Consider the following 25613-nt stretch of genomic DNA (forward strand, 5'->3'; position numbering starts at 1 on the left):
GGCGGTTATCACAAATAGAAGCGAGCGATACGATGAAAGTACTGATCATTGGCAACGGCGGCCGTGAGCACGCCCTGGCCTGGAAGGCCAAGCAATCCCCCATGGTGACCCGGGTGTTCGTCGCCCCCGGCAATGCTGGCACCGCCCACGAGGGCAGCATAGAGAACGTCGCCATAGAGGCGACCGACATCCAGGCTCTGCTGGCCTTCGCCAAGGCCCAGCAGATAGGTCTCACCATAGTCGGGCCGGAAGCGCCCCTGGTGAAAGGGGTAGTGGATGCCTTCCGTGCCGAAGGGCTCGCCATCTTCGGCCCGACCGCCGCCGCCGCCCAGCTGGAGGGCTCCAAGGCCTTCGCCAAGGACTTCCTGGCGCGCCACGCTATCCCCACTGCCGACTACCAGAACTTCACCGAGGTGGAGCCGGCACTGGCCTACCTGCGCGAGAAGGGTGCCCCCATCGTCATCAAGGCTGACGGTCTGGCCGCCGGCAAAGGTGTCATCGTCGCCATGACCCTCGAAGAGGCGGAAGCGGCGGTGCGTGACATGCTCTCCGGCAATGCCTTCGGCGACGCCGGCGCCCGTGTGGTGATCGAAGAGTTCCTAGACGGGGAAGAGGCGAGCTTCATCGTCATGGTGGACGGCGAGCACGTGCTGCCCATGGCCACCAGCCAGGATCACAAGCGGGTCGGCGACGGCGACACCGGCCTCAACACCGGCGGCATGGGGGCCTACTCCCCGGCGCCAGTGGTGACAGATGCGGTGCATCAACGCGTGATGGAGCAGGTGATCATGCCGACGGTGCGCGGCATGGCGGCCGAGGGCAACGTCTACACCGGCTTCCTCTACGCCGGCCTGATGATAGACCCCCAGGGCAACCCCAAGGTGATCGAGTTCAACTGCCGCTTCGGCGACCCCGAGACCCAGCCCATCATGCTGCGGATGCGCTCCGATCTGGTGGAGCTCTGTCTGGCCGCCTGTGCCGGCAAGCTGGATCAAGTCGAAGCCATCTATGATCCCCGCGTCGCCATCGGCGTGGTGCTGGCGGCGGGCGGTTACCCCGGTGACTACCAGCAGGGCAAGCCCATCAGCGGCCTGCCGGTGGAAGAGGCGAGCGGCGAGAAGGTGTTCCATGCCGGCTCCCAGCTGGCGGGAGACACCATAGTCACCGCCGGTGGCCGCGTGCTCTGCGCCACCGCGCTGGGCCACACCGTCGCCGAGGCGCAGCAACGCGCCTACCAGCTGGCGGCTCGGATCCAGTGGGACGGTGTCTTCTATCGCAAGGACATCGGCTGGCGCGCCATCGAGCGCGAGCAGGCCAAGTAAAGGCCGTCTCCCCCCATCGAACAAAAGGGCCTGCGGGCCCTTTTTGCTGCCAGGGCCACCTGGGCCACGGATATCCGCCCAGCCAACCCCAGACTTCCCCCTAAGCCCGACATGGTGGTGGCAAGGAGGCATTCATCCCCTTGGCACCTCTCTCCGCCTCGGGCGCATGACCCCGGGTTGCCGCCCTTTTTCCGCCCCCGGCTCACCCCCTTCTGACTACATATGTACAGCACAATGCACACATTTCGTCACAATTGGTCGCACTTTCCCCATACAATTGCCCCGCTTTCATGGCATCATGCTGTATGATACCGCACTCAAATGAGTTCCATAAGAACCTGCAATATCGTCGTCTCATAAGGAAATCCCATGTTGAAAACTGTGCGTCCCCTGCTGCTGCCCCTGATGTTTGGCCTGATGACCCTGCCCGCCATGGCCGGCGATCTGGAGCAGCCGATGAAGAAGATCGGCTTCAACTACAAGCAGGCCGTCAAGGCAGATGATGCGGCCACCATGGAGAAACACATCAAGGAGATGAAGGCCCAGCTCGATGTGGCCAAGGAGAGAAACATGCCGACTGCCAAGAAAGAGAAGTTCCTCGAGGGCATGAACAAGGTACAGAGCGAGCTGGATGCCAGCCTGGCGGCCCTGCAGGCCGGTGATCAGGAGAAGGCCCAGGCCCATCTGGCCAAGGTCAACGACCTGAAGAAGGAGTACCACCAATATGCCAAGCAGAAAGGCTGATCCCTTCCACTGGGATGGCCTGGTCCGCCTCACCCACTGGGGTGTGGCAGCGGTCTGCATCGGCAACCTCTGGCTCAACGAGGCGGGCGAAGAGTGGCATGAATGGCTGGGCTATGGCGCCATGGCCCTGATCGGGTTGCGCCTGCTGTGGGGGCTCACCCTGGCACGGGGCCATGCCCGCCTTGGGGCCCTCATCCCGAGCCGGGACGATTTCCGCCAGCAGGCGGTGGCGCTGCGCGAGCGCGCACCCGCGGCGCCCGGCCATCACGGCAGCGGCAAGCTGGCGGTCTGGGCACTCTGGCTGCTGGTGCTGGCGACCGCCGGCAGCGGCTGGTTCCAGAACACCGAGACCGGCTTCGAGCTGGGGGCCGACGACTGGCATCTCTGGTGTACCTGGGCACTGCAGGCCATGATAGCTCTGCACCTGTGCGCCATCGTCTACACCTCCTGGCGTCAGCGCAGCAACCTGGTGACCCGGATGCTGCCCCGCCGCCGGCGCCGGGTACCAGAGCGCCAGCAGGAACCCCACTCCTGAAGCAGACGGGCACCAGGGTGCCCGTCTTCCTTTCCCCGCTTGTCCAACCGCAAGGCCACCTCTTCCAGGCGGCCGCACCGGCTTTACCCCCTCAACGGCGCGACGCCCCCCCCTCTTTTGCCCGGCCGCCATGAAAGCATTTTCATTCACACTTCTTAACTAATCCCGGCTGTACGATTTTCAATCTCCTCGATTTCATGAATGCTACAGAGCCGAACGAGGTTGTCTGTGGTCCGTTCGACATGATGACAGTGACACGTCAATAACAAGATCGAAGGGAAAATCGTCATGCACAACACAGTGTTTCGAACCGCCATGCTCGCCGCGGTGCTGGGCTCATTCAGCCACACAGCCGCCGCCGAAGGGGTCATGGTCCATCTGTTCCAATGGAAGTTCAACGACATCGCCAACGAGTGCGAGACAGTGCTCGGTCCCAAGGGGTTCGGGGGCGTCCAGATCACTCCGCCCGCCGAGCACAAGCAGGGGAGCCAGGTCTGGTGGACCGTCTACCAGCCCGTCAGCTTCAAGAACTTCAACAGCTTCGGCGGCAGCGAGGCGGAACTCAGGAGCATGATCACCCGCTGCAATGCGGCCGGGGTCAAGGTCTATGCGGACGCCGTCTTCAACCAGCTGGCCTCGGGCACCGGGACAGCCACCGGCGGCGGCAGCTACAACTCGGGGCAATATCAGTATCCCCAGTTCGGCTACAACGACTTCCACCACAGCGGTGACATCACCAACTACGGCGACAGCAACAACGTCTGGAACGGCGCCCTCTACGGCATGCCGGATCTCAATACCGGCTCTCCCTACGTGCAGGATCAGATAGCCAACTACATGAAGACCCTGCTGGGTTGGGGCGTGGCAGGCTTTCGTATCGATGCGGCCAAGCACATAGCCCCTGGCGAGGTGAAGGCCATACTCGACAAGGCGGGCAGCCCCAAAGCCTACCTGGAGGTGATAGGTGCCGGGGGAGAATCGGCGGACATCCAGCCGGGTCGCTACACCTACATAGACACAGTCACCGACTTCAAATACGGCACGGATCTCGCCGCCAACTTCAACGGCCAGATCAAGAACCTCAAGACCCTCGGCGAGAGCTGGGGCCTGCTCCCTTCCAGCAAGGCCTTCGTCTTCGTGGTCAACCACGACCGCGAGCGCGGCCACGGTGGCGGCGGCATGCTCACCTTCATGAGCGGTGCCCGCTATGAGCTGGCCAACACCTTCATGATGGCCTGGCCCTATGGCTGGAAGCAGGTGATGTCGGGCTACCGCTTCGAGAACATGGGCACCTATGAAACCGACAAGGGGGCGCCGGGCAGCACGCCCTGCACCGATGGCCAGTGGAACTGCGAGCAGCGTCGCCCGACCATCATGAACATGGCCCTGTTCCACAACAGAACCGAGGGGCAGGCTGTCAGTCACTGGTGGGATAACGGCAACAACCAGATAGCCTTCGGTCGGGGAGACAAGGGCTTCGTCGCCATCAACAACGAGAGCGGCAGCCTGGTGGCCTCGGTGCAGACCGGCCTGCCGGCGGGCGAGTACTGCAACCTCCTGGGTGGCAATGACTACTGCAGCGGGGGTTATGTCACCGTCGACGGCAGCGGCAAGGCCAGCCTGAACGTGCCGGCCATGAAGGCCGCCGCCATCATCGCCGGCTGCACCAAGGCCACCCCCTGCGGCGGCACCGCCCTGCCGGGCAACAAGTTCAGCAGCATGAACCTGCGCGGCACCCACAACGCCTGGGGCAACACCCCCATGACAGTCGATACCAACCGCGTCTGGTCCGCCACCCTGACCCTGACCGGCAGCGGTGACGCCACCGGCGCCCAGCGCTTCAAGTTCGACGTCTTCGGCAACTGGACCGAGAACTACGGCGACAACGAAGGGGACGGCATCGCCGACAAGGGCAGCAGCAAGGATATCCTGGTCAGCGGGGCGGGCAGCTACCGCATCACCCTGAGCGAAGGCGATCTGCGCTATACGATCACCCCTCTCACCAGCAACCAGGCACCGGTCGCCGCCCTCTCGCCCAAGGTCCTCAGCGTCAAGACGGGGGAGAGCGTGGTGTTCGATGGCTCCGCCTCCACCGACGATGAAGGGGTGGCGAGCTACAGCTGGTCTACCGGCGGCTGCGCCCCCACTGAGACAGTCCAGTTCGATACCCCGGGCACCCATATTGTCATCCTGACAGTCACCGATGCCGAGGGGCTGACCGCCAGTGCCAGCGCAACTGTGACTGTCACCGACAGCAACGGCGCCTACAACAGCGTGCTGCCGACCCTGCACCTGCGTGGCACCCCCAATGCCTGGGGCTCGCTCGCCATGACACTGGTTGCCGACAACCAATGGGAGGCCTTGGCCACCTTCAACGGCCAGGCCAACCAGCGCTTCAAGTTCGACGTCAAGGGAGACTGGACCCAGAACTATGGCGACACCAACAAGGATGGCGTGGCCGAACAGGGGGGTGCCGACATACTGACCCCGGTCAGCGGCCAGTACCGGGTACGCTTCAACGACCAGACCCTGCAATACAGCCTGACCCCGGTCAGCGTCGGCTATGCCAAGCACCTCGCCAGCCTGAACATCCGTGGCACCACCAATGGCTGGGGCACCACTCCCATGACGCTGGTGGGGGATCACCAGTGGCAGGCCGGCGTCACCTTCACGGGGGCCGGTGATGGCAGCGGCGGCCAGCGCTTCAAGTTCGACGTCAAGGGTGACTGGACCCAGAACTACGGCGACACCAACAAGGACGGCGTGGCCGAGCTGGCCGGAGCCGACATCACCACCGCAGTGGTCGGTGCCTATGTGGTGCGCTTCAACGACCAGACCCTGACCTACAGCCTGAGCGCCCAGTAAGCCCCAGGGGCGTAACGCCCCTCTGATCGTCGGGCATTCCCATGGCCTCCTTCCCACAGGGCAGGAGGCCTTTTCATGGGCCCGATGGCGCCATCACGCTTCCCCTCTGCCAGCCCCCCCGTTCCCTGTTCGCCGACGGGCAGGCATACTGCCTCCACATCCCCATGCAGGAGCGCATATGAAACTATTGGAAACCCTCAAGGCCGAGGGACGGATCGAAGAAGCCCGCCAGCACGGCCTGCTGCAACTCATCGAGCACCCGCAACACGCCGAACTGCATTATGAAGTAGCCAGCCTGCACGACACGCTCGGGCGCGAGGCCCAGGCCATCCCCCTCTACCAGAAGGCCATCACGCTGGGTCTAAGTGAGACCTCCTTGCGCGGCGCCTGGCTCGGCCTTGGCAGCTCTTTTCGTAGCACCGGGCAATATGCCGAGGCCCTTGCCGCCTTCGACCAGGGGCTGGCTCGCTTTCCGGACGCCACCGAGTTCAGGGTGTTCCGTGCCATGGCCTGCTACAACCTGGGGCACCACAAGGAGGGGATGGAGACGCTGCTGGCGGTGCTGGCCGAGACGACCACAGACCCTGCCCTCGTCCCCTACAGGCGCGCCATGGCACTCTACGCCGCCGATCTGGACAGGCACTGGTGAACGCCAGAAACGACAAAGCCGCTCATAATGAGCGGCTTTGTCTGAATGTGGTGGCCCCTGCCCGACTTGAACGGGCGACCAATCGATTATGAGTCGACTGCTCTAACCAACTGAGCTAAGGGGCCAGAATCTTGGTTTTGCGGCGTGGATTATAGGGGATGTGAGATAAGCCGTCCATAGGCAGATCAACCACTTGGCGAGTTTTTGTCCACTATTCCGCTAATCTTTTGCACCCAGGCTTCCGGATAAAACAAAGCCCCGCATGGCGGGGCTTTTGAGACAGGGCTCAGGCAGTGCCTCAGGACTATTCGTCCAGGAAGCTGCGCAGCACTTCCGAGCGGCTCGGGTGGCGCAGTTTGCGCAGTGCCTTGGCTTCGATCTGACGAATACGCTCACGGGTGACGTCGAACTGCTTGCCCACTTCCTCGAGGGTGTGGTCAGTGTTCATGTCGATCCCGAAACGCATCCGCAGCACCTTGGCTTCGCGGGCAGTCAGACCGGCCAGCACTTCGCGGGTGGCGTTGCGCAGGCTCTCGCTGGTCGCCGCATCCGCCGGCAGGGCCAGGGTGGTATCTTCGATGAAGTCGCCCAAGTGGGAATCTTCATCATCACCGATGGGCGTCTCCATGGAGATGGGCTCCTTGGCGATTTTCAGTACCTTGCGGATCTTGTCTTCCGGCATGCCCATGCGCATGGCCAGCTCTTCCGGGTTCGGTTCACGACCCATCTCCTGCAGCATCTGACGGGAGATACGGTTGAGCTTGTTGATGGTCTCGATCATGTGCACCGGGATACGGATGGTACGGGCCTGATCCGCGATGGAGCGGGTGATGGCCTGACGGATCCACCAGGTGGCATAGGTCGAGAACTTGTAGCCACGACGGTATTCAAACTTGTCCACCGCCTTCATCAGACCTATGTTGCCCTCCTGGATCAGATCCAGGAACTGCAGACCACGGTTGGTGTACTTCTTGGCGATGGAGATAACCAGACGCAAGTTGGCCTCAACCATCTCTTTCTTCGCACGGCGAGCCTTGGCCTCACCAATGCTCATGCGACGGTTGATGTCCTTGATCTGGGCGATGGACAGACCGGTCTCTTCTTCGATCTGCTGCAGCTTGCCGATGGAACGCAGCACTTCTTCGTCCATCTCGAGCAGACGGGGAGACCAGGCCTTGCCAGCCTGCTTCTGGTATTCAAACCAGGCAGTCTCGCACTCGTTGTTGGTGAAGGCAGCGACGAAGGTCTTCTTCGGCATCTTGGCCTGCTCAACGCAGAGCTTCATGATGATGCGTTCCTGCACGCGAACCCGCTCCATCATCTCCCGCATGTTGTTGACCAGGCGATCGAACTGCTTGGGCATCAGGCGGAATTGACGGAACACATCGGCCAGCTGGGCGATGGCAGCCTGGGTGTCGTCGTGGGCGCGACCATTCTTCTGGATGGAGAGACGGGTGACTTCGTACTGGGCACGCAGTTCACCGAACTTCTCGCGGGCGACTTCCGGATCCGGACCACCGTCCCCATCGTCGTCGGAGCTGTCGCCGTCTTCGTCTTCATCCTCGTCTTCATCTTCGTCTTCGTCAGCGAGATCGTCTTCACTGAGTTCGGAGCCGATGTGGGTGGCGGTCGGCGCCACGTCGTCCGCTTCGTTCGGATCGATAAAGCCGGAGATGATGTCGGACAGACGAAGTTGCTCGGCTTCGTACTTGTCGTACTGTTCGAGCAGGTAAGTGATGGCTTCAGGGTACTCGGCAACGGAGCTTTGTACCTGGTTGATACCGTCCTCGATCCGTTTGGCGATGTCGATTTCGCCTTCACGGGTCAGCAGTTCGACGGTACCCATTTCCCGCATGTACATGCGGACGGGATCGGTCGTGCGACCAATCTCAGATTCAACAGATGCCAGAGCCTGGGCCGCTGCTTCGGCAGCGTCCTCATCGGCAGTACCACCTTCGGCCATGATCAGATCATCGGCGTCCGGGGCGTTTTCCACTACCTGGATACCCATATCGTTGATCATCTGGATGATGTCTTCGATCTGGTCAGAGTCGACAATGTCTTGCGGGAGGTGATCGTTCACCTCGGCATAGGTCAGGTAGCCCTGTTCTTTACCTTTGGCAACGAGGAGTTTAAGCTGAGACTGCGGGGTTTGCTCCATAGAACTCATCCGGTTGGTGTTGCTAGGTTGCGCGTACAGTGCGCTGCTGCGCAAATAGCCAATTCTAATAGAAAACCGCCAGACATGCTATGTCTGGTTGCGGCGTCGGTCATGAGAAACCCCTGCCCGCAGTATTGTCGGGGCCAGGCGGTTATAAAATGTTTGCTTTTAATCCCGTCGATTCGGGCAACGGTATTCATATTGGGACTAATCACTCAAATATCAAGCCCCGCTCTCATTTCTTTTCTCAATCTGTACCTCTCTGATCAGCATCATCAGCTCCTGTGTTTCCTCAGAGCTTAGCCCTTCCTGGGCCACCTTGGCCTGCAATTCTTCGATTCGTTGCTTCAGAAACTGGTTGATGAAACCGACGAAGGTATCCTGCAATTCTCCCAGAATATCCGGCTCCTGGTCGAGTTTGATCTCTTCAAACAGGTCGTGCATGGCCAGCTGAGCCAGGATCTCCCCCTCCTTGGTGCCGCGCCAGTGCTCCAGCAAGATGCCGGTGGTGATCCCTGGCTGAGTCAGGATCTGCTGATGCAGCTGCAACAGGAATTTGATGCCCTGCACCCGCAGCCCAGCCAGTTCCGGCATGGCCGGCAGCTCGGCCGTCACCGCCGGATATTGCACCATCAAAGCCAGTGCCCGGCGAATGGGGGTCAGTTTGGCGGCCTTGGGCTTGCTGACTTCACCCTTGGGCTGGCTATTGCGGGCAAACAGCTCGGCGATCCGCTGCTTGTTCTCCCCCCAACGCATCATGCTGGAGAGCCGGGTGATCAGCCCCTCGCGGGTGAAGCCTTCCGGCACGCGGCGGATCAGTTCGGCGGCCTTGTTGGCCACTTCAAACTTGCCCGCCTCGCCAGAGAGGGCGGCATCACGCCCGAGACGCTCGAACATGAAATCGGCGAAGGGCTGAGCCTCGTCCAGCAAGGCCTCAAACCCCTCCTTGCCGATCTGACGGACCAGAGAGTCGGGATCCTCGCCATCCGGTAGGAACACGAACTTCAGCTCGCGGCCATCCTGCAGATGGGAGAGGGCGTTGTCCAGCGCCCGCCATGCTGCTTCACGGCCGGCGTTGTCGCCATCGTAGCAGCAGACCACCTCCGCAGTGGTACGAAACAGGGTGTGGATATGGTCACTGGTGGTGGCCGTCCCCAGCGCGGCCACCGCATAGTCGATGTCGTACTGACCGAGCGCTACCACGTCCATATAGCCTTCTACCACCAGGATCCGGCGAGGATCCTTGTGTGCCTGCTTCACCTCGTAGAGGCCGAACAGTTCCCGCCCCTTGTGGAAGATGGGGGTTTCCGGGGAGTTGAGGTACTTGGGAGTGCCGTCCCCCAACACCCTGCCACCGAAGCCGATGACCCGGCCCCGCTTGTCACGGATCGGGAACATGATGCGATCACGGAAGCGATCATAGCTGCCGGGGCCGCTGTCGCGGGGGATCAACATGCCGCCGGAGATGAGCAGCTGTTCGTGATCCCGGCTGGTCCCGAAACGGCGCCTCACCTGATCCCAGTCACCCGGGGCATAGCCGATGTTGAAGCGCTTGACTACTTCCCCGGTCAGACCGCGCCCTTTGAGGTACTCCACCGCATGGGGGGCGCTCTTCAGGTTGCTTTCGTAGAAGCGGGCGATCTGGTTCATCAGCTCAAAGAGATCCTTACTGACGGCGGGTTGGGCACTGGCCGAGCCCCCCAGGCTCTGCTCGCGAGGCACCTGCATGCCTTGCATGCTGGCGAGCTCTTCGATGGCGTCGGGGAATTCGAGTCCGTCGTACTCCATGACAAAGCCGATGGCGTTGCCGTGGGCGCCACAGCCGAAGCAGTGGTAGAACTGCTTCTCTTGACTGACGGTGAAAGAGGGGCTTTTTTCGTTATGAAAAGGACAGCAAGCCTGATAGTTCTTGCCGGCCTTCTTCAGCCGCACCCGCGAGTCGATCAACTCGACGATATCGGTGCGTACGAGCAGATCATCGATAAAGGATTGTGGGATCCTGCCTGCCATAACCGTCCTGTTTCATTACTCGGAAAAATAAAAAAGCCGCGCATTCACAGGGAAGCACGGCTTCTTTCGACTAACAAGAGAAATGCCTGTTACGCCAAGCGGGTTTTCACCTGAGCACTGACGGCGCCGACATCGGCACGCCCCTGAATCTTCGGCTTCAAGACAGCCATGACCTTGCCCATATCAGCCATGACGGCAGCACCACTTTCAGTGATGGCTTGCTCGATCAGTGCGGCAATTTCGTCTGCGGTCAGCTGTTGCGGCAGGAATTCCTGCAGCACCAAGATCTCTGCGGACTCTTTGTCGGCAAGATCCTGACGACCGGCAGCTTCAAATTGGCTGATGGAATCGCGGCGCTGTTTGACCATCTTGGTCACGACAGCGAGGATATCCTCATCATTGAGCTCGATACGGGTATCAACTTCACGCTGCTTGATTTCTGCCATCAACAAACGGATCGCCCCCAAGCGAGCCTTATCTCTGGCAAGCATGGCGAGTTTTTGTTGATCCTTGAGTTGATCCTTCAGAGACACGGCATTATCCCCCGATTAGTACAGGCGGATACGACGTGCGTTTTCGCGGGACAGCTTCTTGGCGTGACGCTTAACGGCAGACGCTTTGGCGCGCTTACGGATGGTAGTCGGCTTCTCGTAGAACTCACGGCTACGAACTTCAGACAGGATACCGGCCTTTTCGCAAGAACGCTTGAAGCGACGCAGAGCAACGTCAAACGGCTCATTTTCACGGACTTTGATTACTGGCATGTGCCTTTCACCTCAGTGATATATTGTTAGCTGACCATCAGTCGATCAGCATGTCTTAAAATGGTGCGAAATTATACTCTGGACAGGGAATGAAAGTAAACCCGCAGAGATCGCTCTGGTTTAAAAAACCCGCGAAGGTTACCATAGCCGTCTCATTTTAGCAGTGAAATTTTTTAGCAATGCGTGTATTGGGCATAGAGACATCCTGTGACGAAACCGGGATCGCGATCTTCGACGATCAAAAAGGGATCCTTTCCCATCAGTTATACAGCCAGGTCAAGCTGCATGCGGACTACGGTGGCGTCGTCCCCGAGCTCGCCAGCCGGGATCACGTCCGCAAGACGATCCCCTTGATCCAGGCCGCATTGCAAGAGGCGGGACTGGGTAAAGATGACATCGACGGCATCGCCTACACTGCGGGACCGGGTCTGGTTGGTGCCATCCTGGTGGGGGCGACCATAGGCCGCTCCCTCGCCATGGCCTGGGGTAAACCCGCCGTGGCGGTACACCATATGGAGGGCCACCTGCTGGCTCCCATGCTGGAGGAGCGGGCCCCCGAATTCCCCTTCGTGGCGCTGCTGGTCTCCGGCGGTCACTCCATGCTGGTGCAGGTCGACGGCATCGGCAGCTATCAACTGCTGGGGGAATCCATCGACGATGCCGCCGGCGAGGCCTTCGACAAGACCGCCAAGCTGATGGGACTGGACTACCCGGGCGGCCCCCTGCTCTCCCGTCTGGCCGAGAAAGGCACCACGGGACGCTTCACCTTCCCCCGCCCCATGACGGACAGACCCGGGCTCGACATGAGCTTCTCCGGCCTCAAGACCTTTGCCGCCAACACCATAGCCGCCAACGGCGATGATGAGCAGACTCGTGCCGATATCGCCCGGGCGTTTGAGGATGCTGTGGTCGATACCCTGGCCATCAAGTGCCGCCGCGCCTTGAAGGAGACAGGCCTCAAGCGTCTGGTGGTGGCTGGGGGCGTCAGCGCCAACCGTCATCTGCGTGCCCAGCTGGCTGAGCTGATGGAAAGCCTCAAGGGCGAGGTGTTCTATCCACGCACCGAGTATTGCACCGACAACGGCGCCATGATCGCCTATGCCGGCATGCAGCGCCTGAAAGCGGGTGTGTTCGAGCCGCTGGTCGTCAAGGCGGTGCCGCGCTGGCCGCTGGATACCCTGGATCCCGTGTGATCCCAAGGATCCTCTCGCAATGAAAAAGGGGCCTCTGGCCCCTTTGTTGTGTCTGTCGTCGGCATAACAGCCGTCCGTTGGTTAACGATTAATTGGTTCTAAACAGGGCCTCAATGGAGAGCCCCTGCCCCAGCAGTATCTCCCGCAGGCGGCGCAGCCCCTCGACCTGGATCTGGCGCACCCGCTCCCGGGTCAGACCAATCTCGGCCCCTACATCTTCCAGGGTGGCCGGCTCGTAACCGAGCAAGCCGAAGCGGCGAGCCAGTACTTCACGCTGCTTGGGATTCAGCTCTTCCAGCCAGTGAACTATGCTGCTGCGCATGTCATCTTCCTGAGACTCCAGCTCTGGCCCCATGCCGCGCTCATCGGACAGGACGTCGAGCAGCGCCTTGTCGCGATCGCCGCCGATGGGAGTATCCACCGAGGTGATCTTTTCGTTGAGCTTGAGCATGCGGTTCACATCGTCGACCGAGCGATCCAGCGCGAAGGCGATGTCTTCGGCGGTGGGTTCATGGTCGAGGCGGTGGGAGAGTTCACGCGCGGTGCGCAGGTAGACGTTCAGCTCCTTCACCACATGGATCGGCAGCCGGATGGTGCGGGTCTGGTTCATGATGGCCCGCTCTATGGTCTGACGGATCCACCAGGTGGCATAGGTAGAGAAACGGAAACCCCGTTCGGGGTCGAACTTCTCGACCGCCCGGATGAGACCGAGGTTCCCCTCTTCGATGAGATCCAGCAGCACCAGGCCGCGGTTGTTGTAGCGCCGGGCAATCTTGACCACCAGGCGCAGGTTGGATTCGATCATGCGCTTGCGCGCGGCTTTGTCACCGCGCAGGGCACGACGGGCGTAGTAGACTTCCTCTTCGGCCGTGAGCAGGGGGGAGAAGCCGATCTCCCCCAGATAGAGCTGGGTGGCGTCCATCACCTTGTTCAGTTCCGGCACCATGAGCTCATCGGAGATAGTCTCCTCAGCCTCGGCGGCAACCTCCCGAACCTCTTCTTCCTCCTGGGCCTCCAGCTCTTCGTCGAACTCTAACTCTGCATCCTGCATTACCAGTTGTTCTTGGCTCATGATATGTCTCCCTGACCTGAACCAGAGTAAGACCTAGCTCTCTGGGTTAACGCTTTGGCAAATAGCCCATCGGGTTGATTGACTTGCCTTTGTACCGGATTTCAAAGTGCAGGCGCACATCCGGCGCATCCGTGCTACCCATGTTGGCGATGACGGCTCCGCCTTTGACGGAGTCTCCCTCCCTGACCCTCAACTCGTCGTTGTGGGCGTAAGCAGAGAGGTAGTCATCGTTGTGCTTGAGAATAATCAGCTTGCCGTAACCCCTGAGTGCACTGCCCGCGTAGACCACTTTGCCGCCGCTGGCGGCGTAAACGGGTTGGCCCTTCTGGCCGGAGATGTCGATGCCCTTGTTGCCCTGTTCCGCAACGGAGAAGCCTTCGACTATCCGTCCCTTAGCTGGCCAATGCCAGGAGAGAGTTGACTGGGAACTGATGTTTTTTTGTTCTTTCGCCTGAGCGTATGCTGTTGACGGTGCAGGAGCAATCGTTTTCTGAGCAATAAACGGGGTGGTCGTACCTGCCGGTGCCGTCGCCATGGGTTTGGGTCCGGAGCTGGTCACCGACGGAGTGGTCGCCGCCGCCATCTGGCCGCCTGCCGCCGCACTCGCCCCCACGTTGAGCACCTGGCCAACATGGAGCGAATAGGGTGCCTGCAGGTTGTTGCGCTGTGCCAGAGTCTGATTGGAGACATTGAACTGGCGACCTATGCTGCTCAGGGTATCCCCACGACGCACCTCATAGGTGCCGCTGCCGCTTGTGACAGGGCGGCTCATCGCCATGCCGGTGCTGACCACGGCGCCGGAAGAGCCATCCAGCCTGAGCTGCTGGCCCGGATAGATGTTGTAGGGAGGGCTGATCCCGTTGAGGCTGACCAGGGATGCGACATCCATGCCAGAACGGAATGCGATGGAGTACAGGGTATCCCCCTTCACCACTGTGTAACTGCCACCCTGCATGCCCGAATTGGCCATGTTTTGACGAGTCGGGATGGTCGAGGCAATGGGGTCATTGCCCAGACTCTGTACCGGGGCAGCAGTCTTGCTGGAAGAGCAGGCAAGCAGTAGCCATGACAACACGACGACACTGCTTCCTTGCCAAACACGCGAACGCATAGTGGATCCTTAACGACTAAACCAGAAATAGGCCGCAATGGCCAAACCAATACAGAGCCAGCCGAGCACATCCACATAGTGCATCAGCTTGCGCTCCATCTTCTCACCCCCCCACCGCATCAGGCCCGCGACCAGGAAAAAGCGCATGCCACGACCGATGAGGGAGGTCACGATAAATGGCAGTAGCGCCATATGAAGCAAGCCCGCCGTGACGGTAAACACCTTGTAGGGGATCGGCGTGAAACTGGCAATAAAAATCACCCAGATCCCCCACTGCGTGAACCACTGCTCGGCCAGCGCAATCTTGTCTTCATAGCCGACAGAGACCACCAGCGGCTGGACCACGGGCTCCCACAGGGCATAGCCCAAGGCATAACCAAACAGCGCCCCCAGCACAGAGAAGAAGGTTGCCAACCCGGCGTAGTGCCACGCCTTGTGCGGCTTGGCGAGCGCCATGGGGGCCAGCATCACGTCCACCGGGATCGGCCAGAACACCGACTCGATAAAGGCGGTGATGGAGAGATACCAAGGGGCGTGCTTGTGGCGGGCCCACTGCATCACCAGTACATACAAACGGGAAAACAGCTTCACTCCACATCTCCGTCAATCAGGGGGACAAAACGCACCGGCTCCAGGATCCGGCTGGTCAGCTGGGAGCCGGATCGCTCGATCAGCTGCAAAGTTTGCTGACTATCCCCCACCGGCAGCACCAGACGCCCGCCTTCGGCCAGCTGATCGGTCAGGGCCTTGGGTACCTCGCTCGCCGCCGCCGTCACCAAAATGGCATCGAACGGCCCCTTGTTGGGCCAGCCCAGCCAGCCGTTGCCGTGCTTGGCCGAGACATTGTGCAAGTCGAGCTGGCGCAGCCGGCGCCGGGCCTGGAACTGCAGCGACTTGATCCGCTCCACCGTGTAGACATGCTCCACCAGATGGGCCAGCACTGCGGTCTGATAACCGGATCCAGTGCCGATCTCCAGCACATGGGCCGGATCGTTCTGGATCAGCAGCTCTGTCATCCGCGCCACTATATAGGGCTGGGAGATGGTCTGACCGTGGCCGATGGGCAGGGCCGTATTGTCCCAGGCCTTGTGGGCCATGGCTTCATCCACAAACAGCTGGCGCGGCACTTTCGCAATCGCCGCGAGCACGCGGAAATCACGAATGTCCTGGGCAATCAGTTGATTCAACAGGCGCTGTACTATCACAACGTCATCCCTGCAGATCCAGCCAGGCACCCAGACTCGCCAGACTGTCATAGGCAGTCATGTCGATGGTCAACGGGGTGATGGAGACATAACCCTGCTCGATGGCGGCGAAATCTGTGCCGTCTCCCGCATCCTGCTGGCTGCCGGGGGGGCCTATCCAGTAGATGGGTTGACCACGGGGATCCTCGCTGCGGATCACCGACTCGGCGGGATGGCGGTTGCCAAGGCGGGTCACCCTGATCCCCTTGATCTGCTCGAGGGGGAGGTCCGGCACATTGACGTTGAGGATCTGATCGGCTGGGAGGGGATGTTTCATCAGCCCCTTCACCAGCAGGACCGCATGGTGGGCCGCCGTGGCGAAGTGGGTCTTGCCTACCAGGGAGATGGCGATGGAGGGGAAGCCGAGGTGGCGCCCCTCGGTGGCCGCAGCGACCGTGCCCGAGTAGATGACATCATCCCCCAGGTTGGCGCCGTGGTTGATCCCGGCCACCACCATGTCCGGCTCCGGGCGCACCAGCTCGTTGACCGCCAGGTGCACGCAGTCGGTCGGGGTGCCCTTCACCGCATAGCTCTCGCTGCCATTAAAGCCGGTTTCGCCAAGGCGCGTAACCCGCAGCGGCACTTCCAGCGTCAGGGAGTGACTCGCGCCGCTGCGGTTGCGATCCGGCGCTACCACAATGACTTCGCCGCAGGCAGTCAGCGCCTCGCTGAGGGCACGAATGCCCTCGGCATGTACTCCATCGTCATTACTGACCAGAATTCGCATCGGTTGGGTTCCTGAAACCGTGATCGGCCTCTTCGGCCTGCATTAACTCGCGCACCACGCTGGTGGCAAAGGCACCGGCCGGCAGGAAGAAGGAGAGGGTCAGCACCTCGCCATCCTGCTGCCAGCTCATCTGCTCCGGCTTGAGCAGCAGCGGACGCCTGTCCTGATCCAGCCCTGCCTTCTCCAGTCCGTCACACCATTCGGCGTAAGGAGCCAGCACCGCCAGTTCAAACTCGGCGGCGGCACCCTGGCTCGCCAGTCGGCCACGGCCCCACTGGGGGGCGGTGAGCTGCACATCGCCGGAGGCGAGGCGCGCCTCCAGCTCCGGGGTCAGCACCTCTTCACTGAAGATGGAGTGGCTGCCCCTCAGCATCACGCAGTCACCGGCCAGCAGCTGGTGTGCCAGCCCCTGCTCGATGCGGGCGCTGACGATGGCATTGAACAGCATGCTGCGGGCGGCTGAGAGATAGAGGGAGCGCTTGTTGCGATCCTTGATCCGCTTGCCGGCAAACATGGCCTTGGCCGCGTCCAGGTTGTTGCCATCCCGGCCGAAACGCTGCTCGCCGTAGTAGTTGGGCACGCCCTGAGCGGCGATGGCCTGCAGCCGGGCTTCCAGATCGCCTGCCTGTTCCAGACCGGTGAGGCGCAGGGTGAAGTGGTTGCCCTTGAGGTAGCCAACCCGCAACTTCTTGTTGTGGCGCTTGGCCTGCAGGATCTGGATGCTGTCGCTCTGGATGACAGAGAGATCCGGTTCGCCCTTGCCCGGCAGATGAATGCCGAACCACTGCTCGGTCACCGCGTGGCGATCCTTCAAGCCCGCCCAGGTCACCGCATTGCGATTGACCCCGGCCGCATCGGCCAGCAGGCCAGCCACCCAGGCGGTGTTCTCGCCGGTTTTGCGCACCCGCACGAAGATGTGCTCCCCTTCCCCGCAAGGTTCGAAGCCGAGATCTTCATTCACCACGAAGTCGGCGGCCTCGGCCTTGAGGATGCCGCGGGCGACAGGCGCCCCGTGCAGATAGCTCAGCTGTTCCAGCATCATTGTTTCACCAGTAAGACGACGGCTTCGGTGGCGATCCCTTCCTTGCGCCCCGTAAACCCGAGTTGTTCTGTGGTGGTCGCCTTGACATTCACCCGGTTCAAATCACATTGCAGATCGGCCGCCAGCACGGCGCACATGGCCGCGATATGGGGCGCCATCTTGGGGGCCTGGGCTATGATGGTCACATCCAGGTTGCCGATGGCGTAGCCCGCCTGCTGTACCCGGGCAAAGACGTCCCGCAGCAGGATGCGGCTGTCGATCCCCTTGAACTCGGCGGCGGTATCGGGGAAGTGGCGACCTATGTCGCCGGCGCCTATGGCCCCCAGCAGGGCATCGCTCACCGCATGCAGCACGACGTCACCATCGGAATGGGCCAGCAGGCCCTGCTCATAGGGTACCGGGACGCCACCCAGCATGCAGGGGCCAACCCCGCCAAACTTGTGCACGTCAAAACCATGTCCAATTCGCATCATGCCTGATCCCCCCTCAATACACAGAAATCTGTCTCGTCAAAACCATGTCCAATGCGGATCATGCGGGCCCCTCTGCGGGTCAATCGGGTCGCGCCTGCTGGCGCGCACTTTGTTGTTGTAAAAAGAGCTCGGCCAGGGAGAGATCTTCCGGTCGGGTCACCTTGATGTTGTCGGCACGCCCCTCCACCATCTTCACGGTAAAACCGGCGCGCTCCATGGCGGAGGCTTCGTCTGTGATGAGGGCCCCCAGTGCCAGCCCCTCCTCCAGCGCCCGTTTCAGGGTGCCGGTGGGGAACATCTGCGGCGTCAGGGCATGCCAGAGCTGTTCGCGCTCGACGGTGGCCACTATGTTGCCTGCCCCGTCGGTGCGTTTCATGGTGTCCCGCACCCGGCTGCCGAGGATGGCTCCATCGCACGCCATGGCTGTCGCGATCAGCTTGTCGAGATCGCCGTGACAGAGGCAGGGACGAGCGGCATCGTGCACCAGCACCCACTTCCCTTCCGCCACATGCAGGGCGTTGAGCACCGAATAGGCGCGCTCGATTCCTCCCTCGACCCGCAGAATGCGCGGGTCGGCCGCCACGGTCAGTTGTTCGAACCACCCATCGTGCGGCGCCAGCGCCACTATCACCCGGGCTATGGCCGGATGGGACAGCAAACAGCCGAGCGTATGCTCCAGGATGGTCTTCCCTGCCAGTGTCAGGTACTGCTTGGGGCAGTCGGCCCCCATGCGGCTGCCGATACCGGCGGCCGGAACTATGGCGGTCAGCCCGCTGTGGCAATCAGTCATCGTAGGGGACGCCGTCCGGCTCCGTTACTTGGTCTTTGTCTTTGGGAATGATCCGGTAGAAGGTCTCGCCCTGCTTGATGTAGCCAAGATCGTTGCGCGACAGCTCCTCGATGGCCTCAAGGCCCGAGGTCAGATCGTCGATCTCCCGGTAAATCAGGTTGTTGCGGTCCTTGAGAACCAGATTGTCCTGCTGTTGCCGCTCGATGGCATTGGAGAGCTCCCGATAATCGGATAGGCCGTTTTTCCCCAGCCAGAAGTCATATTGCAGCCCTCCCAAGAGGAGGAGCAGGATAAGAGTGAGTAGCCGCATGCACTGAGTCTCCTTCAAGCGGCCTAGTTTCCCATATTCGCAGGCAAGACAAAAGAAAGCCGGTGTGCCAGACGGGCCGGGGCAATAAAAAAGATGGCGGGGTCCCGCAGACGAGAGTCAAAAACCCGCGCTATCCCCAGGAAGGACGGCCTTGGCGCCAGGTTGGCGGCAACCACACGAAAACCGCCGCCGATCAGGGGCTGGCCTGACAATTGGTGGGCGACGGATATAAAAAAGCCCCGCCAGCGTGGCGGGGCTTTTCAACAGCTCAAGAATTGCAGGCAGTAATTACTGGCCTTTTACTTCTTTCAGGCCGCGGAACGGAGCCTTGGCACCCAGGGCTTCTTCGATACGGATCAGCTGGTTGTACTTGGCAACACGGTCAGAACGGCTCATGGAACCGGTCTTGATCTGGCCAGCAGCGGTACCCACGGCCAGGTCGGCGATGGTCGCGTCTTCGGTCTCACCGGAGCGGTGGGAGATGACGGCGGTGTAGCCAGCGTCCTTGGCCATCTTGATGGCAGCCAGAGTTTCGGTCAGGGAACCGATCTGGTTGAACTTGATCAGGATGGAGTTGGCGATGCCGTTGTCGATGCCGCGCTTCAGGATCTTGGTGTTGGTTACGAACAGGTCGTCACCCACGATCTGGATTTTCTTGCCCAGTTCAGCAGTCTGGTAGGCGAAGCCTTCCCAGTCAGATTCGTCCAGGCCATCTTCGATGGAGACGATCGGGAACTTGGTGGTCAGGTCGGCCAGGTAGTCGGAGAACTCGTTGGAGGTGAAGATACGACCTTCGCCCTTCAGGTTGTACTCTTTCTTCTCTGCGTCGTAGAACTCGGAAGCAGCGCAGTCCATGGCCAGGGTGATGTCAGTGCCCAGCTTGTAACCGGCAGCGGCAACGGCTTCGGCGATCACTTCCAGCGCTTCGGCGTTGGACTTCAGGTTAGGTGCGAAACCGCCTTCGTCGCCCACTGCAGTGGCGTAGCCCTTGGACTTCAGTACCTTGGCCAGGTTGTGGAAGACCTCGGCACCCATGCGGATGGCTTCTTTCAGGGTCTTGGCGCCAACCGGCTGGATCATGAACTCCTGGATGTCGACGTTGTTGTCGGCGTGCTCACCACCGTTGATGATGTTCATCATCGGCAGCGGCATGGAGTAGACACCCGGGGTGCCGTTCAGCTCGGCGATGTGGGCGTACAGCGGCAGGCCCTTGGCAGCAGCAGCGGCTTTGGCGTTAGCCAGGGAAACGGCCAGGATGGCGTTGGCGCCGAACTTGGATTTGTTCTCGGTACCGTCGAGGTCGATCATGATCTGGTCAATAGCGGCCTGGTCCTTGGCATCTTTACCCAGCAGAGCCTGAGCGATCGGGCCGTTAACGGCTTCGATGGCTTTCAGCACGCCTTTACCCAGGAAACGGCTCTTGTCGCCGTCACGCAGTTCCAGCGCTTCGCGGGAACCGGTGGACGCGCCAGACGGAGCGGCTGCCATACCAACAAAACCACCTTCCAGGTGAACTTCGGCCTCAACGGTCGGGTTACCACGGGAGTCGATGATTTCACGACCGATCACTTTAACGATCTTGGACATGTGTATTTCCTCAGGTTTCGTAAAAAAACAACAAAAATATGCCAAAAAAAGCGGCTGCGGCACAGGGCCCCAACCGCATTTATTTTCAATTACTTCAAATTACGCTTCTGATACTCGCCTGCCGCCTTCACAAAACCGGCGAACAGGGCGTGGCCATCACGGGGAGTCGAGGTGAACTCCGGGTGGAACTGCGCCGCCACGAACCAAGGGTGATCCGGAATCTCGATAATTTCCACCAGCTTCTTGTCGGCGGAGAGACCGGTCACCTTCAAGCCGGCCGCTTCGATCTGCGGCAGCAGCTTGTTGTTCACCTCATAACGGTGACGGTGACGCTCGTAAATGGTCGGGGTGCCGTACATCTGACGCACCTTGGAGCCTTCTACCAGGTGGCAGAGCTGGGAACCCAGACGCATGGTGCCGCCCAGATCGGATTTCTCGGTGCGGGTCTCGACGTTGCCTTCTTCATCCACCCATTCGGTGATGAGGCCGACAACCGGGTAGGCGCAATCTTTCTTGAATTCGGAGGAGTGAGCCCCTGTCATGCCAGCCACGTTGCGAGCGAACTCGATCATGGCAACCTGCATCCCCAGACAGATACCCAGGTAAGGGATCTTGTTCTCACGGGCATACTGGGCGGCCAGGATCTTGCCTTCCACGCCACGCTCACCGAAGCCACCCGGGACTAGGATGGCGTCCAGACCTTCCAGCAGCTCGGAGCCACGGGTCTCGATGTCCTGGGAGTCGATGAACTTGATGTTGACGGAGAGGCGCGTCTTCAGGCCGCCGTGCTTGAGCGCCTCGTTGACGGACTTGTAGGCATCCGGCAGGGAAACATACTTGCCGACCATGCCGATGGTCACTTCTGCGGTCGGGTTGGCCTCTTCATAGACCACCTGTTCCCACTCGGACAAGTCAGCTTCTTTGCACTCCAGGCCGAAACGGGCGATGAAGTAGTCATCCAGATTCTGGGACTTCAGCAGCGCCGGGATCTTGTAGATGGAGTCGACGTCCTTCATGGAGATGACTGCGCGCTCTGGCACGTTGCAGAACAGGGCGATCTTGGCACGCTCGTTGGCCGGAATGGCGCGATCGGAGCGGCAGATCAGCACGTCCGGCTGGATCCCGATGGAGAGCAGCTCTTTGACGGAGTGCTGGGTCGGCTTGGTCTTCACTTCACCGGCAGCGGCCAAGTAAGGAACCAGGGTCAGGTGCATGAACATGGCATTGTCGCGGCTCACTTCGGCAGCCAGCTGACGAATGGCTTCGAGGAACGGCAGGGACTCGATGTCTCCCACGGTACCGCCCACTTCGACTATGGCCACCTGGTGGCCTTCGGCGCCGGCAATCACCCGCTCCTTGATGGCGTTGGTGATGTGCGGGATGACCTGGATGGTGGCACCCAGATAGTCACCACGACGCTCTTTGCGCAGCACGTCGGCATAGATGCGGCCGGTGGTGAAGTTGTTGCGACGGGTCATCTTGGTGCGGATGAAACGCTCGTAATGGCCCAGATCCAGATCGGTCTCGGCCCCGTCCTCGGTTACGAACACTTCACCGTGCTGGGTCGGGCTCATGGTGCCCGGATCCACGTTGATATAGGGGTCCAGTTTCATGATGGTCACATCCAGACCACGGGCTTCCAGAATGGCTGCCAGAGAAGCTGCGGCAATGCCTTTGCCGAGGGATGAAACAACGCCACCAGTTACAAAAATATATTTTGTCGTCATGCTGAACCTGAAAGAAGTTTAGGGAATTTTAAGGGGTGCTTCGGGGATGAAGCAGGACGGGGAAACAGTATACCAAAACCCCCTCTCCCAAACAATGAACAAAAATCTATCAGGCTCGCCGCCCCCTCGTCTTGCGCCAAATCAACTTTGCTCGGTTTCCTTGGCCCGACCCCAGGCTGCATCCAGCTTCTCCAGGGTGCAATCGGTCATTTTCAGCCCTTCCGCGGCAATAAACTGCTCAACCTGACGAAAACGGCGTTCGAACTTGGCGTTGGCGCCCCGCAGCACCTGCTCCGGATCCTTGCCCAGATGGCGCACCAGGTTGACGGTGGCAAACAGCAGATCGCCGAGCTCGTCGCTCACCCGCGCCTCGTCCACGTCGACCATCAGCGCTTCTTCCATCACCTCCTCGATCTCCTCGTGGATCTTGTCCACCACAGGGCCTAGCGTCTTCCAGTCGAAACCGACGGTGGCGCAACGTTTCTGGATCTTGGCGGCCCGGGTCAGGGCCGGCAGCGAGAGGGGGATGTCGTCCAGCACGCTCTCCTTGTCCAGCGCAGCCCGCTCCTTGGCCTTCTCCGCCTCCCAGTTCACCTTGACCGCCTGCTCGTCACCGAGGTCCGCATCGGAGAACACATGAGGATGGCGGCGAATGAGCTTCTCGCTCACCGCATCGACTATGTCGGCAAAATCGAACAGTCCCTGCTCCTTGCCAAGCTGGGCGTAGAAGACCACCTGGAACAGCAGATCCCCCAGTTCACCCTTCAATCCTTCCCAATCCTGGGTCTCGATGGCATCGGCCACTTCGTAGGCCTCCTCCAGGGTGTGGGGCACTATGGTCTGGAAGCTCTGCTTGAGATCCCAGGGGCAGCCCCCGTCCGGGGAGCGCAGCTGAGCCATGATGTCGAGCAATTGAGGGAGGTCGTAACGTTGGGACATGAGAGGGTCGCTTCACTTCGTTGAAAGGGTTAAAACAGGACCGGCCACGGGGGCCGGTCACTTTTTATGGGGTATCAGAGGCGCTTGGCGCTGATCACGTCGTTGAGCTGGCTGAGCTTGGCCAAGGCCCGGTTGAAGGCGTTGATGTTGTAGATCTCCAGCTCCATGTCGATCTCGGCGGTCTGCTCGCGCACGTTGGAGCGCGAGCGCACCCCCATGACGTTGATCTTCTCGTTGGCCAGCACTGTGGTGATGTCTCGCAGCAGGCCGGATCTGTCGTTGGAGAGGATGCGAATGGTGAGACCATAGCCGCCGGAGTAGTTCTCCCCCCAGACCGCATCGATCAGTCGCTCCGGGTTGCGACGTGACAGCTCTTTCAACTGCTCGCAATCTTCCCGGTGAATGGAGACGCCGCGGCCCATGGTGATGAAGCCCTGGATGGAGTCCCCCGGGATGGGCTGACAGCAGCGGGCAATGTGGGTCATCAGATTGCCGACCCCTTCCACGACGATGTGATCCTTGGCCTTGGGACGGAAGGGCGCATTGGCCTTCTGCTCCAGCTTCTCCAGCAGGCGGCGGTCTTCTTCCTCCGCCGTCGGCTTGTTGTAACGAGTGTCGAGGTAGTTGAGCAGCTGGTTGATGCGGATGTCGCCGCTGCCGATCCCGGCCAGCAGATCCTCCAGCTCCTCCGCATGGAAGCGTTCCAACACCACCTTGTCCACCTTGGAGAGCGTCAGGTTGTGCCTGTCCAGCTCCTTCTCCAGCAGCTCCTTGCCGGCGGCGATGTTCTTGTCCCGATCCAGCTTTCTGAACCAGGTCGCCACCTTGGCCCGCGCCCGGCTGGAGCGCAGGAAGCCCGCATTGGGGTTCATCCAGTCGCGGCTCGGGTTCGGTTCCTTCTGGGTGATCACCTCCACCTGATCGCCGGTCTGCAGGGTATAGGTGAAGGGCACTATGCGGCCATCCACCTTGGTCCCGATGCAGCGGTGGCCGATCATGCTGTGGACGTGATAGGCGAAATCGAGCGGGGTAGCCCCCGCCGGCAGGTCGATGACGTCCCCCTTGGGGGTGAACACATAGACTCTGTCCTCGAACACCTGACTGCGCAGATCGTCCAGCAGGGAACCGCTCTCGGAGAGGTCCTCCTGCCAGGCGAGGAGCTTGCGCAGCCACTCGATCTTGTCTTCGAAGGTACTGGTCTTGGCGGCGGCCTGAGCCCCTTCCTTGTAGCGCCAGTGAGCCGCGACGCCGAGTTCGGCATCCTGATGCATCTGCTCGGTGCGGATCTGGATCTCCACCGTCTTCCCCTCCTCCCCCACCACCACAGTGTGGATGGACTGGTAGCCATTGGGCTTGGGGTTGGCGACATAGTCGTCAAACTCGCGGGGAATATGGTGGAAATGGGTGTGAACTATGCCAAGCGCCGCATAGCAATCCTGCAGCCGCTTGGTGATCACCCGCACCGCACGCACGTCGAACAACTCGTTGAATTCGAGGTGCTTCTTCTGCATCTTGCGCCAGATGCTGTAGATGTGTTTCGGACGGCCGTAGACTTCGGCCTCGACCCCGGCCTCCGCCAGCGCATCGCGCAGGGACTGCACGAACTCGCGGATGTAGCGCTCCCGATCGAGTCGTTTCTCGTCGAGCTGCTTGGCGATCTGCTTGTAGGTGTCCGGGTGCAGGTAACGGAAGGCGAGATCTTCGAGCTCCCACTTGAGCTGACCTATGCCGAGGCGGTTGGCAAGGGGCGCATAGATGTTGGTGATCTCCTGGGCCATCAGCACCCGGGTCTCCTCATCCGCCAGCTTGGCCTCCCGCAGGCAGGCGATCCGCTCCGCCAGCTTGATGACGACGGCGCGCACATCCTCCACCATGGCGAGCAACATGCGGCGCACGTTGTCCACCTGCTCCGGCGAGGTCTCGCTGCGGTGCAGGGTCTGCAGGGAGCGGATGGCCTCCATCTCCAGCACCCCTTCCACCAGCTTGGCGATCTTGGGGCCGAAATCCTCGTTCACCTTCTCCTGCTTGATGAGACCGGCTTCGACGAAGGGATAGAGGATGGCCGACTTGAGGGTGGCGAGATCCATGCTGAGCATCAGCAGTATGCCCACCATCTCGACCCCACGCACCAGCAAGCGGCTGGTGAGCGCCTCGTCGCCAAGCGTCAGACAATACTGGTAGACGGTTCGCAGTTGATTCTTGTCACTTTCACTTAAGGAGAGGGAGCTGACCCACTCATCCAGGGTGAAATTGTCTTTCAAATGAATTTCGCGCACCGCAACCATGGTATCAATCCTTAAAATTGTGGGGCCGGAAAGCCGATGCTTTCTGCCATCCCCTCATCAGCT

23 protein-coding genes and 1 tRNA gene are annotated in these 25613 nt (G+C 60.8%); 6 read left to right on the forward strand and 18 right to left on the reverse strand.

Features of this window, described 5'->3' with window-relative positions; genetic code table 11:
* Window positions 1–32 precede the first annotated feature (32 nt).
* The 5 genes from purD to OC537_RS12890 all read left to right on the forward strand — a co-directional run bounded on the left by purD (window position 33) and on the right by OC537_RS12890 (window position 6115).
* Complete coding sequence (gene purD, locus OC537_RS12870) at window positions 33–1322, forward strand: phosphoribosylamine--glycine ligase (protein WP_163147195.1); 1290 nt, start codon at window positions 33–35, stop codon at window positions 1320–1322.
* Window positions 1323–1691: 369 nt separating this feature from the next.
* Window positions 1692–2066, forward strand: a complete 375-nt coding sequence (locus tag OC537_RS12875) for a cytochrome b562 (RefSeq protein WP_041205049.1) — start codon at window positions 1692–1694, stop codon at window positions 2064–2066.
* Window positions 2047–2601 carry a cytochrome b/b6 domain-containing protein gene (locus tag OC537_RS12880; protein WP_106885844.1) on the forward strand — a complete coding sequence of 185 codons (555 nt, stop codon included), beginning with the start codon at window positions 2047–2049 and terminating at the stop codon, window positions 2599–2601. The genes OC537_RS12875 and OC537_RS12880 overlap by 20 nt, the downstream gene beginning before the upstream one ends.
* A gap of 288 nt (window positions 2602–2889) precedes the next feature.
* The gene (locus tag OC537_RS12885) at window positions 2890–5466 is read left to right on the forward strand and encodes an alpha amylase C-terminal domain-containing protein (protein WP_262111784.1); all 2577 of its coding nucleotides are present in this window, start codon (window positions 2890–2892) and stop codon (window positions 5464–5466) included.
* A gap of 178 nt (window positions 5467–5644) precedes the next feature.
* Complete coding sequence (locus OC537_RS12890; RefSeq protein ID WP_262111786.1) at window positions 5645–6115, forward strand: tetratricopeptide repeat protein; 471 nt, start codon at window positions 5645–5647, stop codon at window positions 6113–6115.
* 48 nt (window positions 6116–6163) lie between these two features.
* Here OC537_RS12890 and OC537_RS12895 read toward each other — a convergent pair.
* From OC537_RS12895 to rpsU, 5 genes are all read right to left on the reverse strand, one after another.
* Window positions 6164–6240 (reverse strand) — tRNA-Ile (locus tag OC537_RS12895).
* A 179-nt stretch (window positions 6241–6419) separates the two neighbouring features.
* Complete coding sequence (gene rpoD / locus OC537_RS12900) at window positions 6420–8315, reverse strand: RNA polymerase sigma factor RpoD (protein WP_289976629.1); 1896 nt, start codon at window positions 8313–8315, stop codon at window positions 6420–6422.
* 183 nt (window positions 8316–8498) lie between these two features.
* Entirely contained in the window at window positions 8499–10286 is a 1788-nt protein-coding gene (dnaG, locus tag OC537_RS12905; RefSeq protein WP_234677514.1) for a DNA primase, read from the reverse strand.
* An 89-nt stretch (window positions 10287–10375) separates the two neighbouring features.
* Window positions 10376–10819: a GatB/YqeY domain-containing protein gene (locus OC537_RS12910; RefSeq protein ID WP_106885839.1), complete on the reverse strand. Its 444-nt coding sequence runs from the start codon at window positions 10817–10819 to the stop codon at window positions 10376–10378.
* A 15-nt stretch (window positions 10820–10834) separates the two neighbouring features.
* Window positions 10835–11050 carry a 30S ribosomal protein S21 gene (gene rpsU / locus OC537_RS12915; RefSeq protein ID WP_005309452.1) on the reverse strand — a complete coding sequence of 72 codons (216 nt, stop codon included), beginning with the start codon at window positions 11048–11050 and terminating at the stop codon, window positions 10835–10837.
* Between the two features lie 179 nt (window positions 11051–11229).
* Between rpsU and tsaD the strand changes: the two genes are divergently transcribed.
* Window positions 11230–12243 carry a tRNA (adenosine(37)-N6)-threonylcarbamoyltransferase complex transferase subunit TsaD gene (gene tsaD / locus OC537_RS12920; protein WP_262111791.1) on the forward strand — a complete coding sequence of 338 codons (1014 nt, stop codon included), beginning with the start codon at window positions 11230–11232 and terminating at the stop codon, window positions 12241–12243.
* Window positions 12244–12331: 88 nt separating this feature from the next.
* Here the strand turns inward: tsaD and rpoS are convergent, their stop codons facing one another.
* The 13 genes from rpoS to relA form a co-directional block, all read right to left on the reverse strand.
* Window positions 12332–13315: an RNA polymerase sigma factor RpoS gene (gene rpoS / locus OC537_RS12925; protein WP_262111794.1), complete on the reverse strand. Its 984-nt coding sequence runs from the start codon at window positions 13313–13315 to the stop codon at window positions 12332–12334.
* 46 nt (window positions 13316–13361) lie between these two features.
* Window positions 13362–14426 (reverse strand): LysM peptidoglycan-binding domain-containing protein, encoded by a 1065-nt coding sequence (locus OC537_RS12930; RefSeq protein ID WP_262111795.1) that lies wholly within the window; start codon window positions 14424–14426, stop codon window positions 13362–13364.
* Between the two features lie 9 nt (window positions 14427–14435).
* Window positions 14436–15017 carry a YqaA family protein gene (locus OC537_RS12935; RefSeq protein WP_025328241.1) on the reverse strand — a complete coding sequence of 194 codons (582 nt, stop codon included), beginning with the start codon at window positions 15015–15017 and terminating at the stop codon, window positions 14436–14438.
* Window positions 15014–15631, reverse strand: coding sequence for a protein-L-isoaspartate(D-aspartate) O-methyltransferase (locus OC537_RS12940; protein WP_005332743.1), 618 nt, complete (start codon window positions 15629–15631; stop codon window positions 15014–15016). Before OC537_RS12940 ends, OC537_RS12935 begins: the two co-directional genes overlap by 4 nt.
* Before the next feature lie 4 nt (window positions 15632–15635).
* Complete coding sequence (gene surE / locus OC537_RS12945) at window positions 15636–16397, reverse strand: 5'/3'-nucleotidase SurE (RefSeq protein ID WP_139745771.1); 762 nt, start codon at window positions 16395–16397, stop codon at window positions 15636–15638.
* The gene (gene truD, locus OC537_RS12950; RefSeq protein WP_106887858.1) at window positions 16378–17436 is read right to left on the reverse strand and encodes a tRNA pseudouridine(13) synthase TruD; all 1059 of its coding nucleotides are present in this window, start codon (window positions 17434–17436) and stop codon (window positions 16378–16380) included. Before truD ends, surE begins: the two co-directional genes overlap by 20 nt.
* The gene (ispF, locus tag OC537_RS12955) at window positions 17436–17912 is read right to left on the reverse strand and encodes a 2-C-methyl-D-erythritol 2,4-cyclodiphosphate synthase (RefSeq protein WP_043132002.1); all 477 of its coding nucleotides are present in this window, start codon (window positions 17910–17912) and stop codon (window positions 17436–17438) included. Before ispF ends, truD begins: the two co-directional genes overlap by 1 nt.
* A gap of 79 nt (window positions 17913–17991) precedes the next feature.
* Window positions 17992–18702: a 2-C-methyl-D-erythritol 4-phosphate cytidylyltransferase gene (gene ispD / locus OC537_RS12960; RefSeq protein ID WP_163147189.1), complete on the reverse strand. Its 711-nt coding sequence runs from the start codon at window positions 18700–18702 to the stop codon at window positions 17992–17994.
* Entirely contained in the window at window positions 18695–19012 is a 318-nt protein-coding gene (gene ftsB, locus OC537_RS12965; protein ID WP_106885834.1) for a cell division protein FtsB, read from the reverse strand. Before ftsB ends, ispD begins: the two co-directional genes overlap by 8 nt.
* 288 nt (window positions 19013–19300) lie before the next feature.
* Window positions 19301–20599 carry a phosphopyruvate hydratase gene (gene eno, locus OC537_RS12970; protein WP_025328247.1) on the reverse strand — a complete coding sequence of 433 codons (1299 nt, stop codon included), beginning with the start codon at window positions 20597–20599 and terminating at the stop codon, window positions 19301–19303.
* 89 nt (window positions 20600–20688) lie between these two features.
* The gene (pyrG, locus tag OC537_RS12975) at window positions 20689–22326 is read right to left on the reverse strand and encodes a glutamine hydrolyzing CTP synthase (protein WP_106885832.1); all 1638 of its coding nucleotides are present in this window, start codon (window positions 22324–22326) and stop codon (window positions 20689–20691) included.
* A 141-nt stretch (window positions 22327–22467) separates the two neighbouring features.
* On the reverse strand, window positions 22468–23265 hold the full coding sequence (gene mazG / locus OC537_RS12980) for a nucleoside triphosphate pyrophosphohydrolase (RefSeq protein ID WP_234677517.1): 798 nt from the start codon (window positions 23263–23265) through the stop codon (window positions 22468–22470).
* A 74-nt stretch (window positions 23266–23339) separates the two neighbouring features.
* Window positions 23340–25550 carry a GTP diphosphokinase gene (relA, locus tag OC537_RS12985; protein ID WP_163155815.1) on the reverse strand — a complete coding sequence of 737 codons (2211 nt, stop codon included), beginning with the start codon at window positions 25548–25550 and terminating at the stop codon, window positions 23340–23342.
* Between the last annotated feature and the right edge of the window lie 63 nt (window positions 25551–25613).

Source organism: Aeromonas sp. Marseille-Q5825 (assembly GCF_946892685.1).
Lineage (GTDB): Bacteria > Pseudomonadota > Gammaproteobacteria > Enterobacterales > Aeromonadaceae > Aeromonas > Aeromonas rivipollensis.

Bases quoted from the DNA above. Each gene is read 5' to 3' on its own strand.
- OC537_RS12930 (WP_262111795.1), bottom strand. From the start codon at position 14,426: ATGCGTTCGCGTGTTTGGCAAGGAAGCAGTGTCGTCGTGTTGTCATGG.
- rpsU (WP_005309452.1), bottom strand. From the start codon at position 11,050: ATGCCAGTAATCAAAGTCCGTGAAAATGAGCCGTTTGACGTTGCTCTG.
- eno (WP_025328247.1), bottom strand. From the start codon at position 20,599: ATGTCCAAGATCGTTAAAGTGATCGGTCGTGAAATCATCGACTCCCGT.
- rpoS (WP_262111794.1), bottom strand. From the start codon at position 13,315: ATGAGCCAAGAACAACTGGTAATGCAGGATGCAGAGTTAGAGTTCGAC.
- OC537_RS12875 (WP_041205049.1), top strand. From the start codon at position 1,692: ATGTTGAAAACTGTGCGTCCCCTGCTGCTGCCCCTGATGTTTGGCCTG.
- surE (WP_139745771.1), bottom strand. From the start codon at position 16,397: ATGCGAATTCTGGTCAGTAATGACGATGGAGTACATGCCGAGGGCATT.
- OC537_RS12885 (WP_262111784.1), top strand. From the start codon at position 2,890: ATGCACAACACAGTGTTTCGAACCGCCATGCTCGCCGCGGTGCTGGGC.
- pyrG (WP_106885832.1), bottom strand. From the start codon at position 22,326: ATGACGACAAAATATATTTTTGTAACTGGTGGCGTTGTTTCATCCCTC.
- OC537_RS12890 (WP_262111786.1), top strand. From the start codon at position 5,645: ATGAAACTATTGGAAACCCTCAAGGCCGAGGGACGGATCGAAGAAGCC.
- ispF (WP_043132002.1), bottom strand. From the start codon at position 17,912: ATGATGCGAATTGGACATGGTTTTGACGTGCACAAGTTTGGCGGGGTT.
- OC537_RS12880 (WP_106885844.1), top strand. From the start codon at position 2,047: ATGCCAAGCAGAAAGGCTGATCCCTTCCACTGGGATGGCCTGGTCCGC.
- mazG (WP_234677517.1), bottom strand. From the start codon at position 23,265: ATGTCCCAACGTTACGACCTCCCTCAATTGCTCGACATCATGGCTCAG.
- purD (WP_163147195.1), top strand. From the start codon at position 33: ATGAAAGTACTGATCATTGGCAACGGCGGCCGTGAGCACGCCCTGGCC.
- dnaG (WP_234677514.1), bottom strand. From the start codon at position 10,286: ATGGCAGGCAGGATCCCACAATCCTTTATCGATGATCTGCTCGTACGC.
- ispD (WP_163147189.1), bottom strand. From the start codon at position 18,702: ATGACTGATTGCCACAGCGGGCTGACCGCCATAGTTCCGGCCGCCGGT.
- truD (WP_106887858.1), bottom strand. From the start codon at position 17,436: ATGCTGGAACAGCTGAGCTATCTGCACGGGGCGCCTGTCGCCCGCGGC.
- relA (WP_163155815.1), bottom strand. From the start codon at position 25,550: ATGGTTGCGGTGCGCGAAATTCATTTGAAAGACAATTTCACCCTGGAT.
- ftsB (WP_106885834.1), bottom strand. From the start codon at position 19,012: ATGCGGCTACTCACTCTTATCCTGCTCCTCCTCTTGGGAGGGCTGCAA.
- tsaD (WP_262111791.1), top strand. From the start codon at position 11,230: ATGCGTGTATTGGGCATAGAGACATCCTGTGACGAAACCGGGATCGCG.